This window comes from Dyella sp. SG609, from assembly GCF_012275375.1.
Taxonomy (GTDB): domain Bacteria; phylum Pseudomonadota; class Gammaproteobacteria; order Xanthomonadales; family Rhodanobacteraceae; genus Dyella_D; species Dyella_D marensis.
Map to the genome: position 1 here is coordinate 157,318 of NZ_JAAZQJ010000008.1, position 13,632 is coordinate 170,949.

The 13,632-nt window shown below is 69.0% G+C and carries 14 protein-coding genes; 10 read left to right on the forward strand and 4 right to left on the reverse strand.

What is annotated here, in order from left to right; genetic code table 11:
- Positions 1-90: 90 nt before the first annotated feature.
- Positions 91-795, forward strand: a complete 705-nt coding sequence (locus FHW85_RS15390) for a YafY family protein (protein WP_167252842.1) — start codon at positions 91-93, stop codon at positions 793-795.
- 42 nt (positions 796-837) lie between these two features.
- Here the strand turns inward: FHW85_RS15390 and FHW85_RS15395 are convergent, their stop codons facing one another.
- Positions 838-2,049, reverse strand: a complete 1,212-nt coding sequence (locus FHW85_RS15395) for a lytic murein transglycosylase (RefSeq protein WP_168648841.1) — start codon at positions 2,047-2,049, stop codon at positions 838-840.
- A 131-nt stretch (positions 2,050-2,180) separates the two neighbouring features.
- Here FHW85_RS15395 and FHW85_RS15400 point away from each other — a divergent pair, with 131 nt between their 5' ends.
- The 5 genes from FHW85_RS15400 to FHW85_RS15420 all read left to right on the forward strand — a co-directional run bounded on the left by FHW85_RS15400 (position 2,181) and on the right by FHW85_RS15420 (position 7,495).
- Entirely contained in the window at positions 2,181-2,798 is a 618-nt protein-coding gene (locus FHW85_RS15400; RefSeq protein WP_167252841.1) for a ParB/Srx family N-terminal domain-containing protein, read from the forward strand.
- Positions 2,795-4,450 carry a SulP family inorganic anion transporter gene (locus FHW85_RS15405; protein WP_168648842.1) on the forward strand — a complete coding sequence of 552 codons (1,656 nt, stop codon included), beginning with the start codon at positions 2,795-2,797 and terminating at the stop codon, positions 4,448-4,450. The genes FHW85_RS15400 and FHW85_RS15405 overlap by 4 nt, the downstream gene beginning before the upstream one ends.
- Before the next feature lie 41 nt (positions 4,451-4,491).
- Positions 4,492-6,228 carry a DUF885 family protein gene (locus FHW85_RS15410; RefSeq protein ID WP_168648885.1) on the forward strand — a complete coding sequence of 579 codons (1,737 nt, stop codon included), beginning with the start codon at positions 4,492-4,494 and terminating at the stop codon, positions 6,226-6,228.
- Between the two features lie 91 nt (positions 6,229-6,319).
- Positions 6,320-6,715 (forward strand): MbcA/ParS/Xre antitoxin family protein, encoded by a 396-nt coding sequence (locus FHW85_RS15415; RefSeq protein WP_167252839.1) that lies wholly within the window; start codon positions 6,320-6,322, stop codon positions 6,713-6,715.
- 81 nt (positions 6,716-6,796) lie between these two features.
- A complete protein-coding gene (locus FHW85_RS15420; RefSeq protein ID WP_168648843.1) occupies positions 6,797-7,495 on the forward strand; it encodes an RES family NAD+ phosphorylase in 699 nt (232 codons plus the stop codon).
- A 48-nt stretch (positions 7,496-7,543) separates the two neighbouring features.
- On the opposite strand, the gene phhA is transcribed toward FHW85_RS15420, so the two are convergent.
- Positions 7,544-8,437, reverse strand: a complete 894-nt coding sequence (phhA, locus tag FHW85_RS15425; protein ID WP_168648844.1) for a phenylalanine 4-monooxygenase — start codon at positions 8,435-8,437, stop codon at positions 7,544-7,546.
- A 128-nt stretch (positions 8,438-8,565) separates the two neighbouring features.
- Here phhA and FHW85_RS15430 point away from each other — a divergent pair, with 128 nt between their 5' ends.
- A complete protein-coding gene (locus tag FHW85_RS15430; RefSeq protein WP_167252836.1) occupies positions 8,566-9,042 on the forward strand; it encodes an Lrp/AsnC family transcriptional regulator in 477 nt (158 codons plus the stop codon).
- 86 nt (positions 9,043-9,128) lie between these two features.
- Here FHW85_RS15430 and FHW85_RS15435 read toward each other — a convergent pair whose 3' ends face one another.
- A complete protein-coding gene (locus tag FHW85_RS15435) occupies positions 9,129-10,421 on the reverse strand; it encodes an MFS transporter (RefSeq protein ID WP_167252835.1) in 1,293 nt (430 codons plus the stop codon).
- A gap of 69 nt (positions 10,422-10,490) precedes the next feature.
- Here FHW85_RS15435 and FHW85_RS15440 point away from each other — a divergent pair, with 69 nt between their 5' ends.
- From FHW85_RS15440 to FHW85_RS15450, 3 genes are all read left to right on the forward strand, one after another.
- Positions 10,491-11,108 (forward strand): TetR/AcrR family transcriptional regulator, encoded by a 618-nt coding sequence (locus FHW85_RS15440; protein WP_168648845.1) that lies wholly within the window; start codon positions 10,491-10,493, stop codon positions 11,106-11,108.
- Between the two features lie 101 nt (positions 11,109-11,209).
- On the forward strand, positions 11,210-12,010 hold the full coding sequence (locus FHW85_RS15445; protein ID WP_167252833.1) for a lysophospholipid acyltransferase family protein: 801 nt from the start codon (positions 11,210-11,212) through the stop codon (positions 12,008-12,010).
- Positions 12,007-13,008, forward strand: coding sequence for an alpha/beta fold hydrolase (locus tag FHW85_RS15450; RefSeq protein ID WP_168648846.1), 1,002 nt, complete (start codon positions 12,007-12,009; stop codon positions 13,006-13,008). Before FHW85_RS15445 ends, FHW85_RS15450 begins: the two co-directional genes overlap by 4 nt.
- A 15-nt stretch (positions 13,009-13,023) precedes the next feature.
- Here FHW85_RS15450 and FHW85_RS15455 read toward each other — a convergent pair whose 3' ends face one another.
- Positions 13,024-13,632: a 2OG-Fe(II) oxygenase gene (locus FHW85_RS15455; RefSeq protein ID WP_168648847.1), complete on the reverse strand. Its 609-nt coding sequence runs from the start codon at positions 13,630-13,632 to the stop codon at positions 13,024-13,026.

Sequence of the window (13,632 nt, forward strand, 5' to 3'; positions counted from 1 at the left end):
CCCCGCTGCTATGGACGCACCTGTCATGGACGCGCCGCGCCGTGACATCCGGCGCTGGCCGCCGCCGCGCGGCTCGGCGATCATGCACGGATGCGCCGCGCCGACCGCCTGTTCCTCATCATCCACGCCCTGCGCGGGCGCCGCACCGCGCTGCCGGCGCGGCATCTGGCCGACACGCTCGGCGTCTCGCTGCGCACCGTCTACCGCGACGTGGCCGACCTGCAATTGTCGGGCGTACCGATCGAAGGCGAGGCCGGCGTCGGCTACGTGCTGCGCAAGGGCTCGGACATCCCGCCGCTGATGTTCACCGCCGAAGAACTCGAATCGCTGGTGGTCGGCACGCGCTTCGTGCGCGCCTTCGCGGGCGAGAAGCTGGCCGCCGGGGCACAGGCGGCGCTGCTGAAGATCGAAGCGGTGCTGCCGCCGGAGCTGCGCGAGCGGGCGGCGCGCACGCGCATCTATGCGCCGATCTGGCGCGACGCGGGGCGTGTCGCCTTCGCCGCCATGATCGACCGCCTCAACAGCGCCATCAGCGACAGCCAGGTGCTGTGCCTGGACTACGCCGACGAAGCCGGCCGCACCAGCACGCGCGAAGTCGAGCCGCTGTGCCTGGCTTTCTGGGGCGGCAAGTGGACCCTGGGCACCTGGTGCCGCCTGCGCGAGGGCTTCCGCAACTTCCGCCCCGACCGCATCGCCGACTGCCGCACCACCGGCGAGCGCTTCGCGCCCCAGCCGGGGCGCGATCTGGATGCGTACCTCGAAGCCATGCGCGGCTATTACGAAGGCATGGGCTGATCGTAGGTTGGGGTTCGCCTGCGGCTCACCCCAACCTACGGGTCAGGGCGACTGGCGCAGCGCCTTGAGAATGCGCTGCCCCGGGCGCCCGTCGTCCACCGGCAGTCCGCGTTTGCGCTGCTCTTCCTGGATCGCCTGCCGCGTCTTGTCGCCGACCATGCCGTCGACGGTGCCGATGTCGTAGCCGCGGTTGATCAGCAGCTGCTGGATCTCGCGCCGTTCCGCGCGCGAGGTGCCGGGATCGTCGGTGGGCCAGGACGCCACCATGCCGGGCTTGCCGCGCAGGCGGTCCGACAGCAGGGCAATGGCCAGGGTGTAGTTGATCGACGCGTTGTATGCGTAGATCGCATCGAAGTTGCGCAAGGTCAGGAACGCGGGACCCTGCGCACCCGCCGGCAGCACCAGGCCCGCCGGCTCGTCGCCGCCGGGCAGGGACGAGCCATCGACCAGGCGCACGCCCTGCGCGCTCCAGTAGCCGAGCGGCCGCTTGGCCGTGCGCCCGTTGATCTTGCTGTCGAAGTTCGCCGGCAGCTTAACCTCGTAGCCCCACGGCTGGCCGGCCTGCCAGTGCGACATCTGCAGGTAATGCGCGGTGGAACCCAGCGCATCCGGCACGCTGGCGATCAGGTCGCGATGGCCGTCGCCGTCGAAATCCACCGCCACGCGCTCGAAGGTGGACGGCATGAACTGCGTATGCCCGAATGCGCCGGCCCAGGAACCCTTGAACTCGTCCGAGCCGATATCGCCGCTCTGCACGATGCGCAGCGCCGCGAAGAACTCGCCGCGGAAATACTCCTGCCGCCGACCCATGCACGACAGCGTGGCCAGCGACTGCAGCAGCGGCTTCTGGCCGAACTGCTGGCCGTAGTTGCTCTCCACGCCCCATACGGCCACCACGGTGGCGGGATCTACGCCGTAGGTCTGCTGCGCACGCGCGAGCACTTCCGACCATTGCTGCAGGCGCGCTTTGCCGTCGTCCACGCGCTCCTGGTCGACCAGGGCCGAGAGGTAATCCCACACCGGAATGACGAACTCCGGCTGGCGGTTGAGCGAGTCGATCACCGTGGTGTCGGCCACCAGGTCGCGCGTGTAGCGCTGGTAGGTGTCGGCCTGCACGCGCGCCTGCAGCGCCTTGGGCGCCAGCCCGGCGAGGCAGCGCGCGAAGTCGTCCTGGGCCTGGGCGAAGGAGATGGCGGGCAGCGCCAGCGCGAGCACCAGCGGAGCGAGGCGAATGGCGGAGCGGGATACGGGCATGGCGTGGCCGTCGGGCTGCATGGGGGACACCCAGCCTAACCCAGCCGCCGGCGCAGGAAGCTGTGGCCGGCTTGGGCTACTCTCGGCGCGCCGCGGTATGCCCCCGTCCGCCAGCCCTTGAGGAACTGTCCATGTCCGAGCCGCATGTACGCCATCCCTTGCTGAGCGTCGCGCCTGACAAGCTGCGGCCGACCCAGGTCACCGTCGGCAAGGCCGAAGTGGCGGAAAAGCGCGGCGTCTGGCGCGGCCTGGGCAAGAAGAAGCGCAAGGAGCTGATCGACGCGCACTGGTTTCCCGGCGTGCTGGGGCCGAAGAACAAGGTCTATATCGTCGACCACCATCATCTGGGCCTGGCCTTGCTCGAAGAAGGCGTGAAAAGCGTGCCGGTGATGGTGCAGCGGGATTTCTCCTGGCTGGAGCCGGACGTGTTCTGGCGCACCATGGAATTCAACCGCTGGGCGCATCCCTACGACGCGCTGGGGCAGCGCATCGCCTACGACGCGATTCCGGCCAGCCTGGACAAACTCGTCGACGATCCCTACCGCACGCTCGCGGCCCGCCTGCGCCAGGCCGGCGGCTACTCGAAGGACGCCACGCCCTACGCCGAATTCCTGTGGGCGGATTTCTACCGCCGCCGCGTGAAGCTGGCCGGCGGCAAGATCAGCAAGCGCGTGCTCGACGAAGCGCTGCTGCACGCGCATACGCATGACGCGGCCTACCTGCCCGGCTGGACGGGCGTGATCGGGTGAACACCGGCGCGGCCGCCGCCACGGCGGCGCCAGGCTTCACCGTCGACCTGCTCGCCGGGCTGGCGATCGCCGGCCTGCTGCTGCCTGAAGCCGTCGCCTATGCGGGCATCGCAGGCCTGCCGCCGCAAGCGGGCGTGATGGCGCTGTTCGCCGGCCTGGTCTGCTATGGCCTGCTGGGGAGCAGCCGCTACGCCATCGTCTCGGCCACGTCTTCGTCGGCGGCGGTGCTCGCCGCCGGCACGCTGGCGCTGGAAGGCGGCGATCCGTCGTCGCGCGCGGCCATCGTGGCGGGGCTGGTGGTGCTTACGGGCCTGTGTTTCCTGCTGGCCGGCGCGCTGCGGCTGGGCGGTCTGTCGCATCTGATCGCGCGGCCGGTGCTGCGCGGCTACACCTTCGGCCTGGCCTGCGTGATCGCGCTCAAGCAGCTGCCGGCCTTGCTCGGCGTGCCGGCGCTGCATGGCGATTTCGTGCCGGTGCTGCTGGTCGATCTGTTCGGTGACTTCGCCGGCATCAAGCCCGCGGCGCTCGGCATGGGCGCTGCCGCGCTGCTGCTGCTGTTCCTGTGCGAGCGCCTGCGCCGCGTGCCGGGCAGCCTGCTGGCGATCGCGCTGGGCATCGCCGCGTCGGGCTGGCTGGCGCGGCATGGCGTGGCCCTGGTCGGCGCGATGCAGCTGGCGCCGCAGTGGGCCTGGCCGCGCTGGCCGGCGAGCGGGCAATGGCTGCCCAGCGTGGAGCTGGCGGCGGCGCTGCTGCTGATCCTGTATGCCGAGTCGTACGGCTCGATCCGCAACTTCGCGCTGAAGCACGGCGATGCGGTGAATCTCAACCGCGACCTGGCCGTGCTCGGCGCGGCCAACGTGGTGGCGGGCCTGCTGCACGGCATGCCGGTGGGCGCGGGTTATTCGGCCACCTCGGCGAACGAAGCCGCCGGCGCGCGTTCGCGCCTGGCCGGCCTGGTCGCGGCGTGCTGCGTGCTGCTGATGGTGCTGTTCCTGCTGCCGTGGATCGAACGCATTCCGATGCCGGTGCTGGCGGCGATCGTGATCCATGCGGTAAGCAAGTCGCTGCGCCTGTCCGCGTTCAGTCCCTATCTGCGCTGGCATCGCGACCGCCTGGTGGCGCTGGCGGCGGTGCTGGCGGTGCTGTCGCTGGGCATTCTCAACGGTTTGCTGTTCGCCATCGCCTTCAGCCTGATCATGCTGCTGCGCCGCCTGGCCACGCCGCGGCTGAGCGTGCTGGGGCGGCTGGACGGCGGCCACGATTTCGTCGACGTGGCGGCGCACGCGCAGGCGCGCGAAATGCCGGGCGTGCTGATCGTGCGGCCGGAAGAGCCGCTGTTCTTCGCCAACGCCGAGGCCGTGCTCGCGCAGGTGCGCCAGCGCGTCACCGAGCGCACGCCGCTGCGCGAAGTGGTGCTGAGCCTGGAGGAATCGCCCGACCTGGACGGCACCGTGCTGGAATCGCTGGGCGATTTCGTCGCCTGGCTGGATGCGCGCGGCATCGCGCTGCGCGTGGCCCGCTTGAAGGATCATGCGCGCAGCGCGCTGCAACGCATGGCGCTGCCCCAGCTTCCTTCACAGGCGCTGGATTACTGGAGCGTGGAGGATGCCGTGCTGGCTGCCGCGCCGGAAGCAAAGGAAATCAGAGAGTGAACAATCCCCATCGCATCACCTGGCTGGCGCTGGCCGCGCTCATGCTTGCCGCGCCCGCCTGGGCGGATGACGCCGCCGCGCGTTTCCACCGCATCTATGAGCAGGAATGGGCCTGGCGCAACGGCCAGGCCGGCATCAACAACGCCGGCGAGGCGCAGCCGAGCAATGCACGGCTGGACGACGTCGACGCCGCCAGCCAGCAGCGCCGGCTCGAGGTCTGGAAGAAGACGCTGGCCGACCTCGACGCGATCGACCCGAAGCAGCTCGGCGCCGAGGACAAGGTCAACTACGCCGTGTACCGCACGCAGATCCAGAACATGCTCGCGGGCCAGCAGTACAAGCAGTGGCAGATGCCGTTCAACAGCGACTCGGCGTTCTGGAGCGACCTGGGCTACGTGCTCAACGCCGACGAATTGCGCACGCCGCAGGACTACCGCCGCTATCTGGATCGCCTGGGCCAGGTGCCGGCCTACTTCGCGCAGCAGATCGCCAACATGCGCGATGGGCTCGACCGCGGCTTCACCGTGCCGCGCGCGGTGCTGGACGGGCGCGATGCCTCGATCGTGGCGGTGTCGGACCTGAAAGACCCCACGCGCAGCAGCTTCTACCAGCCGTTCGAGCAGATGCCGGCCAGCGTCTCCGCCGAGGAGGCCGCGCGCATGCGCGAGGAAGCGAAGCAGGTGATCGCGCAGAAGGTGATCCCCGCCTACGCCACGCTGCTGAAGTTCTTCCGCGAGGAATACGTGCCGCGCGCGCGCACCACGCTCGCCGCCGAAGCCATGCCGGACGGCAAGGCCTGGTACCGCCAGCAGATCATCGAATACACCACGCTGGACCTGGACCCCGGCGCCATCCACCAGGTGGGCCTGGAGCAGGTGGCGAAGATCCATGCGCAGATGGTCAAGACCATGCAGGAGAGCGGCTTCAAGGGCAGCTTCCCGGAGTTCCTGAAGTTCCTGCGCACGGATCCGCAGTTCCACGCCAAGACGCCCGAGGAACTGCTGATGCGCAGCGCCTGGGTGGCCAAGCAGGTGGACGGCCAGCTGGGCAAGCTGTTCGGCCGGCTGCCGCGCCAGCGCTTCGCCATCGTGCCGGTGGCGCCGGATATCGCGCCGTACTACACCTCCGGCCGCGGCGGCGCGAGCACTTATCTGGTGAACACCTACGACCTGCCGTCGCGCCCGCTGTATAACGTGGCCGCGCTGACCCTGCACGAATCGGCGCCCGGCCATTCGCTGCAGCTGGCGCTGGCCTCCGAGCAGAAAGGCCAGCCGGCGTTCCGCCGCCAGGGCTATATCTCGGCCTACGGCGAGGGCTGGGGCCTGTACTCGGAATACCTCGGCAACGAGATGGGCATCTACAAGACGCCTTACGACCGCTTCGGCTATCTCACCTACCAGATGTGGCGCGCCTGCCGCCTGGTGGTGGACACCGGCATCCACCACCTGGGCTGGACCCGCCAGCAGGCGATCGACTACCTCACCGACAACACCGCGCTGTCGGCACGCGAGATCGCCAACGAAGTGGACCGCTACATCAGCTGGCCGGGGCAGGCGCTGTCCTACGAGCTGGGCTATCTGAAGATCCTGGAGCTGCGCCGCAAGGCCGAGCAGGCCTTGGGCACCCGCTTCGACATCCGCCATTTCCACGACACGGTGCTGGAGATCGGCTCGGTGCCGTTGCCGGTTTTGGAACAGCGCATCGACCGCTTTATCGACGAGGGCGGGCCGGAGCCGGCCTTCGGCTGCGATTGCGCGAAGGATGGCGGCAAGTCCTGAGCCGCGCCGCCGGACCGGCCCCTGGGCCGCCAGTGGCGTGAACTCCACATATGTAGTAGACTGCACGTCAACTTCACATGGAGAGTAGACAATGGCGGCCCACCTCCAACCCGAATTCGTCGCGGCTACCGAGCTTGGCGGCCCGGCCTTGCGCGCTTTCTTCAAGCTGGCCGAGCAGTGGGAGCTGCGCATCAGCGACCAGCGCCGGCTGCTCGGCGATCCGCCGGAATCGACTTTCTACAAATGGAAACGCCAGCAGGAAGGCAGCCTGGGCCGCGACGTGCTCGAGCGCATCAGTTATCTGCTGGGCATCTACAAGGACCTGCAGATTCTCTTTCCCGACACCAAGCAGGCCGACGCCTGGGTGCGCAAGCCGAACGCGGCGCCCTTGTTCGGCGGCGGCTCGGCGCTGGACCGCATGCTTTCCGGCAACGTGGCCGACCTCTACGTGGTGCGCCAGTACCTGGATGCGCAGCGCGGCTGGTGACCGGCGCGGCACGCGTCGCAGTCGGCGATATCCCGGGACCGCATACTGGCGAGTCCTGGGCACAGTGAAGAACTTTCCGTCATGGCAGACACCCCGCCCCTGAAACGCATCCGCTGGAGCCAGGCCTTCCGCATCGTGCCGAGCCGGTTTCCGCCGGTCAGCGTGTACGACCGCATTGCCGACGCGGCCGACCTCGAAGCGCTGTTCTCCATCGAGGCGCTGACCAATCCGCGCATCCGCGACGAACTCGGCGTGCTGCCGCTGGTGCCGCAGGACCGGCGCGTCAGCGGCCCCGGCACCACGCCGGTGATGGCGGCGTTCACTCATCTCAATCCCGATGGCAGCCGTTTTTCCGATGGCAGCTGGGGGGTGTTCTACGCCGGGCGGAGCCTGATCACCGCGGTGGAGGAAACGGTCTATCACCGCGAGCGCTTCCTCGCCGCCACCGCGGAGCCCGCCTGCGACGTGGAGATGCGCTGCTACCGCACCAGCCTGCAGGCCAAGCTGCACGACCTGCGTGGCGGCTGGCCGGCCGAGCACGACCCGGACAGCTACGTGGCCAGCGTGAAGCTGGCGCGCCGGCTGCGCGCGGACGGTTCCGACGGCATCGTGTACGACAGCGTGCGCCATGCCGGCGGCGAGTGCATCGCGGTGTTCTATCCGGACTGCGTGGCGCCGTGCGTGCAGGCGGAGCATCTGCGCTATTGCTGGGATGGAACGCGCATCGCCAAGGTGCTGGCGGTGAGTGAGCTCAAGCGCGGCAAGAAATCGGTGCAATAAAAAAGGCCCGCGGATGCGGGCCTTTTCATGGGCGGCGCCGGCGCGGACTCAGGTGTCGGCGTCGGTCGCAAAGCCTTCGCGCGTGCCCCGGTTGAACACGCGGTCGCTGTCCAGCACGTCGGCGGCGGCGTGCGGCGGGTGCGTCTTCAGGTCGGCGTAGATCGGCGTGAAGTCCGGGCGCGTCGCATCGAACAGCTGCTCGAAGCTGTCGATCACGAAGTAGGTCTGCTGGTAGGTGTCGATGCGGTAGCGCGTATTCATCACGCGCTCCAGGCCGAAGCCGATGCGGTTGGGCGCGGCGGCATCCAGGCAGTAGATCGACTCGCCCTTGGAGCTGACGATGCCGGCGCCGTAGATGCGCATGCCTTCGCTGGTGTTGATCAGGCCGAACTCCACCGTGTACCAGTACAGGCGGGTCAGGTTCATCAGCGCCTCCGGGCCGATGCCGAAAGCCTTCATGCCGCCGCGGCCGTAGGCCTGCATGTAGTCGGCGAACACCGGGTTGAGCAGCAGCGGCACGTGGCCGAACAGATCGTGGAACAGGTCCGGCTCGCTCAGGTAGTCGAGCTGGTCGGGGCGGCGGATCCACCAGCTCACCGGGAAGCGGCGGTTGGCCAGGTGGTCGAAGAACACTTCGTCCGGCAGCAGGCCTTCCACGGCCACCAGTTCCCAGCCGGTGGTTTCGCCCAGCACCTTGTTGAGGTCGGCGAACTTCGGAATGCCGTTCTCGCCCATACGGAAGCGTTCGATGCCGTCGAGGAATTCCTGGCAGGCGCGGCCCTTCAGCAGCTCGCGCTGGCGGCGGTACAGGGTGTTCCAGACCTCGTGGTCGGTCTGGCTGTAGTTGGCCCAGGGCTGTTCGACCACGCCGGTGGCATACACCGGCACATAACCGCGGTCGGTCTGCTGGTGTTCGACTTTGCGTGGCGTGCTGTGGTCCATGGCGGGCCTCCGTCAGAAGGACAACAGGATACGGCGGAGGACGCGCATGAAGGTTGTTTTGTTGCAGTATGTAGCGCTGATAGCGCAATAATCATGCGTAACGACGCCATCTAGCCGGAGCATCTTGCATGGCCACCCTGGACCGCACCGACCTGCGCATGCTCGCCGTCCTGCAGAGCGAAGGCCGCATCACCAACGCCGAGCTGGCCGAGCGGGTGAACCTGTCGCCCTCCGCCTGCCTGCGCCGCCTGCAGCGGCTGGAGGCCGAGGGCGTGCTCACCGGCTACAGCGCCCAGGTCGACCCGGAGGCGGTGGGCCTGGGGCTGCAGGCTTTCGTACGCGTGCAGCTGGCCAAGCACGAGGGCGAGGCGATCGAGCGCTTCGTGCGCAACGTCAACGAGTGGGACGAGATCGTGGCCTGCTACGCGCTGACCGGCGACATGGACTACCTGATGCACGTCTATGTCGCCGACCTGCAGCACTTCTCGCGCTTCCTGCTCGACCGCCTGCTCAATGCCTCCGGCGTGGCCGACGTGAACTCCAGCTTCGTGCTGCGCACGGTGAAGCGCTCCGCGGCGCTGCCCTTGTCGCAGCTCGAATCGTAGGTTGGGGTGAGCGCCGCGAACCCCAACGTCGTGAGGCGCCTGAAGGTCTGTTGGGGTTCGCCTTCGGCTCACCCCAACCTGCGCCTTTACGCCGCCTCGCCGGCCAGCGCCGGCAGCTCGCCGCGGTCGCGGCGGCGGCCGATGCGCAGGGCCAGGAAGGCCGCCACCACGCCGGCGGCGCCAGCGATCACGAACGGCGTCATATAGCTGCCCAGCTGCACGCGCAGCACGCCGGCCATGAAGGCGGCCGCGGCGGCGCCCACCTGGTGGCCGGCCACCACCCAACCGAACACGATCGGCGCATCGCGCTCGCCGAAGGCGTCGGTGGTCAGGCGCAGGGTGGGCGGCACGGTGGCGATCCAGTCCAGGCCGTAGAACACGCCGAACAGCGACAGGCTGTAGAACGAGAAATCGGAATACGGCAGATACATCAGCGACAGCCCGCGCAGCCCGTAATAGACGAACAGCAGCTTGCGCGGATCGAAGCGGTCGGTCAGCCAGCCCGAGGCGGTGGTGCCGACCAGGTCGAAGATGCCCATCATCGCCAGCAGGCCGGCGGCGCGTACTTCCGGAATGCCGTGGTCGCCGCACAGCGCGATGAAGTGCGTACCGATCAGGCCGTTGGTGGTGAAGCCGCACACGAAGAAGGTGGCGAACAGCAGCCAGAACGTGCCGTTGCGGGTAGCGTTGCGCAGCACGCCCAGGGTCAGCGCGAACAGATTGCCGCCCGCGGCGCCGGCATCGGCCGGCTCGTCCGCCGTGGCGCCGTAGCGGCGCAGGCCGATATCGGAGGGACGCTCCGGCAGCAGCCACCAGGCCAGCGGGATCAGCACCGCGGAAACGGCGGCAATGGTCAGCACGACCGCCTGCCAGCCGAAGTACTCGGCGATCGCCGCCAGCCCGGGCAGGAAGATCAGGGTGCCCGTGGCCGTGCTGGCGGTAAGCAGGCCCATCATCAGCCCGCGATGGCTGCTGAACCAGCGGCCGACCACGGTGGCGCCCATCACCACCGCGACGCAGCCGGTGCCGGCGCCGGACAGCACGCCCCAGGTCGCCACCAGCTGCCAGGGCTGGCTCATCAGCGCGCTGGAGGCGGCGGCCAGGGTCATCACCGACAGTGCCACCAGTAGCACGCGGCGGATGCCGAAGCGCTGCATCAGCGCCGCGGCGAACGGTCCCATCAGGCCGTACAGCAGGATGCCGACCGCCGCGGCCGAGGAAATGCTGTCCCGGCTCCAGCCGAACGCGCGGCCCAGCGGCAGCATCAGCACGCCCGGCGTGGCGCGCATGCCGGCCGAGGCGAGCAGGGCCAGGAAGACCACGGCGACTACGACGAAGGCGTAGTTTTGGCCGAAGGGTCGGTGGCGTTGTATAGTCATGTTACCGATCGGTACGGGACGGAAGCGCAGAGTACGTACCGATCGGTAACATTGTCAACAGGTCGAACCATGTCCAACCGCACGAAATCCACCCCGCAAGCCCGGGAACCCTCCGAAACGCCGCGCCGCGCGGCGGACCGCATCCGCGACACCGCCTTCGACCTGTTCTACCGCGAAGGCATCCGCGCGATCGGCGTGGAGGAGATCGTCAACCGCGCCGGGGTGACCAAGCCCAGCCTGTACCGCGCCTTCGAGTCCAAGGACGAGCTGATCGCGCAATACCTGCGCGACTACGACCGCCGCTTCCGCGACAACTTCGCCGCCCAGGGCGCCGGCCATCCGGACGACCCCAAGGCGCAGCTGCTCGCCTATGTCGACTACCTGGCCGCGCGCGCCAGCACCGACGGCTACCGCGGCTGCGGCCTCACCAATGCGGTGATCGAATACCCCGACCCCGCCCATCCGGCGCACCAGGTCGGCGTGGAAAGCAAGGAAGCCCTGCGCGAGCGCCTGCGCGAGCTGTGCCGCGGCATGGGCGCGCCCGACGCGGAGGAGCTGGCCGACGGCCTGCTGCTGCTGATCGAAGGCAGCTACGTCTCCGGCCAGGCCTTCGGCGCACGCAGCCCCGCGCGCGTGCTCGGGGCCATGGCGCGGCGGCTGATCGAGGCCAGCCTGGCCACGCGGTGATTCATCCGGGGCCGGCAGTTTGAAACGTCAGGGGTGCCGTCTGCACCATGCGCAGGCGCACAGCCGACGTAGAGTCCCACTAACGCTAAACTAACCCGCTGATGAGCACCGACACCGTCTCCGCCCAGGACCGAGATTTCCTGCGACCGCTGCGCTACTTCTGGCGCATCCCCCTGCTGCTCCTGCATATCGTGCTGGGCGTGTTCCTGTGCGCCGGCATCCTCAGCTGGAACCGCCACGTGGTGATGAAGGACGGCCGCGAGCCGTTCGCGCACCGCATGATCCGCTGGTGGTCGCGCGCGCTGCTGCGCATCTTCGGCCTGCGCTCGGTGCGCCTGGGCCAGCCGCTGCGCGATCCGGTGCTGTTCGTGGCCAATCACACCTCGTGGATCGACATCGAGCTGCTGCACAGCCAGCGCGCCGCCTGCTTCGTGGCCAAGGCGGAGATCGCCAGCTGGCCGCTGGTCGGCTGGCTGGCCGCCAGCGGCGGCACCATCTTCCATCGCCGCGGCAGCAACCATTCGCTGGCCACGGTGATGCAGGTGATGGTCGACCGCCTGCGCGGCGGCCGCTCGGTGGCGGTGTTCCCGGAAGGCGGCACCGGCCACAACGGCGTGCTGCGCGTATTCCATGCGCGCATCTTCCAGGCCGCGCTGGACGCGGAAGTGCCGGTGCAGCCGGTAGCGCTGCGCTTCGCGCGCGACGGCCGCCGCGTGGTCGACGCGGGCTTCCGCGAGCACGAGAACTTCATGCAGAACTTCCTGCGCCTGCTCGGCGAGGCGCCGCTGGACGCCGAAGTGCATTTCCTGGAACCGGTGCCCGCCACGCCGGACGCGCGCCGCCGCATGGCCGAGCTGTCGCGCGAGCGCATCGCCGCGGCGCTGGAAGACCGCAGCGCATGACCCTTCCCCGAGGCACCGATTTCCGCCCGCCATGGCCGCTGACCAGCGGCCATATCCAGACCATGCTGTCCTCCAGCGGCGTGCGCCGCCAGCTGCTGCCGCGCGCGGCGCAGACCGTGCGCGAAGGCGCGCAGGAGACCATGGTGGACGGCGGCGACGGCGTGCGCCTCACCGGCGCCTACACCGCGCAGAAAAAACTCCCGCAGGCGCGCGGGCTGGCCGTGCTGTTCCACGGCTGGGAAGGCAGCGTCGATTCCACCTATGTGCTGCAGACCGGCAGCCGCCTGCTGGCCGAAGGCTGGGACGTCTTCCGCCTGAACTTCCGCGACCACGGCGACAGCCATCCGCTCAACGAAGCGCTGTTCCATTCCTGCCGCATCGACGAAGTGGTGCACGCACTGGGCGACATCGCCCGGCGTTGGCCCTCGCGCAAGCTGGCCCTGGCCGGCTTCTCGCTGGGCGGCAACTTCGCCCTGCGCGCCGCGCTGCGCGCGCCGGAAGCCGGCGTGCCGCTGGATTACGCGCTGGCCGTGTGCCCGATCGTCGATCCGGGCGAAGGCCTGTTCTCGCTGGAAGAAACCGCGCCGTGGTTCTACCGGGCCTACTTCCTGCGCAAGTGGCGCCGCTCGCTGCGCGCCAAGCAGGCGGCGTTTCCGCACCGCCAGTATTTCGAGCTGGATGAGCTCAAGCAGAACCTGCGCGGCCTGACCGAATCGCTGGTGCTGCGCCACACCGACTTCGGCTCGCTGCAGGCCTACCTGGACGGCTATTCGGTGGCCGGCGCCGCGCTCCAGCGCATGCAGATTCCGGCCACCATCCTTACCGCGCGGGACGATCCGGTCATCCCCGTCGATGCGTTCGAAAAGCTGGAACTGCCGCCCTGCGTGGAGCTGGACATCGCGCCGCACGGCGGCCATTGCGGCTTTATCCGCGGCATGGACATGACCAGCTTCACCGACGAGTACATCGCCGCGCGCTTCAACGCGGTGGCCGGCTGATCCGGCTTTACCGGATCAAATCAGCGAGCCGGGCTCGCGCCGCCGCATCCAGCAGGCGATGCTCATGCGCTCGCGCGTGGCCGGCAGCACTTCGTGTTCGAAGCGCGAGGACAGGAACAGCACCATGCGCCCCGCCTGCGGCAGCACGTCGTGGTGGCTGCCATCGTCCAGATACAGGCGCAGCGCGCCGCCGTCTTCGGCGCGCCAATCCGCGTTGAGGTAATACACCGCCGACACCACGCGCGCTTCGAGCTGGCGTGGCTGGTCCAGGTGCCGCGCATAGCGCGCGCCGGGCGGATACACGGCGTAATGCGCTTCGCTTTCCACCAGGCCCAGCATCAGGCTGCGATTGAAGGCCAGGCGCAGCGCTTCGAGCGCTTCGACGTATGGCTGCTGCGCCGCGGTGGGTGCGTCCATCTCGAACCAGCGCGTGTGGTCGCCACGCAGGGTGGATGCCACTTTTTCCCGCCCGATCCGCGCCGCCGTCAGCTCGCCCGACGCATGCAGCGCCGCGCATTCGCCCGCCAGCGCCGCCGTCGCCGCGCCAGGCAGCAGATCTTCGAACACGCACCAGCCTTCGCCGGCAAGCGCGTCGATCACGGCATCGATGCGTGCGGGATCCAT

Coding starts and splice junctions, on each gene's coding strand:
- FHW85_RS15390 (WP_167252842.1), top strand. CDS start 91: ATGCGCCGCGCCGACCGCCTGTTCCTCATCATCCACGCCCTGCGCGGG.
- FHW85_RS15395 (WP_168648841.1), bottom strand. CDS start 2,049: ATGCCCGTATCCCGCTCCGCCATTCGCCTCGCTCCGCTGGTGCTCGCG.
- FHW85_RS15400 (WP_167252841.1), top strand. CDS start 2,181: ATGTCCGAGCCGCATGTACGCCATCCCTTGCTGAGCGTCGCGCCTGAC.
- FHW85_RS15410 (WP_168648885.1), top strand. CDS start 4,492: ATGCTTGCCGCGCCCGCCTGGGCGGATGACGCCGCCGCGCGTTTCCAC.
- FHW85_RS15415 (WP_167252839.1), top strand. CDS start 6,320: ATGGCGGCCCACCTCCAACCCGAATTCGTCGCGGCTACCGAGCTTGGC.
- FHW85_RS15420 (WP_168648843.1), top strand. CDS start 6,797: ATGGCAGACACCCCGCCCCTGAAACGCATCCGCTGGAGCCAGGCCTTC.
- phhA (WP_168648844.1), bottom strand. CDS start 8,437: ATGGACCACAGCACGCCACGCAAAGTCGAACACCAGCAGACCGACCGC.
- FHW85_RS15430 (WP_167252836.1), top strand. CDS start 8,566: ATGGCCACCCTGGACCGCACCGACCTGCGCATGCTCGCCGTCCTGCAG.
- FHW85_RS15435 (WP_167252835.1), bottom strand. CDS start 10,421: ATGACTATACAACGCCACCGACCCTTCGGCCAAAACTACGCCTTCGTC.
- FHW85_RS15440 (WP_168648845.1), top strand. CDS start 10,491: ATGTCCAACCGCACGAAATCCACCCCGCAAGCCCGGGAACCCTCCGAA.
- FHW85_RS15445 (WP_167252833.1), top strand. CDS start 11,210: ATGAGCACCGACACCGTCTCCGCCCAGGACCGAGATTTCCTGCGACCG.
- FHW85_RS15450 (WP_168648846.1), top strand. CDS start 12,007: ATGACCCTTCCCCGAGGCACCGATTTCCGCCCGCCATGGCCGCTGACC.
- FHW85_RS15455 (WP_168648847.1), bottom strand. CDS start 13,632: ATGGATCCCGCACGCATCGATGCCGTGATCGACGCGCTTGCCGGCGAA.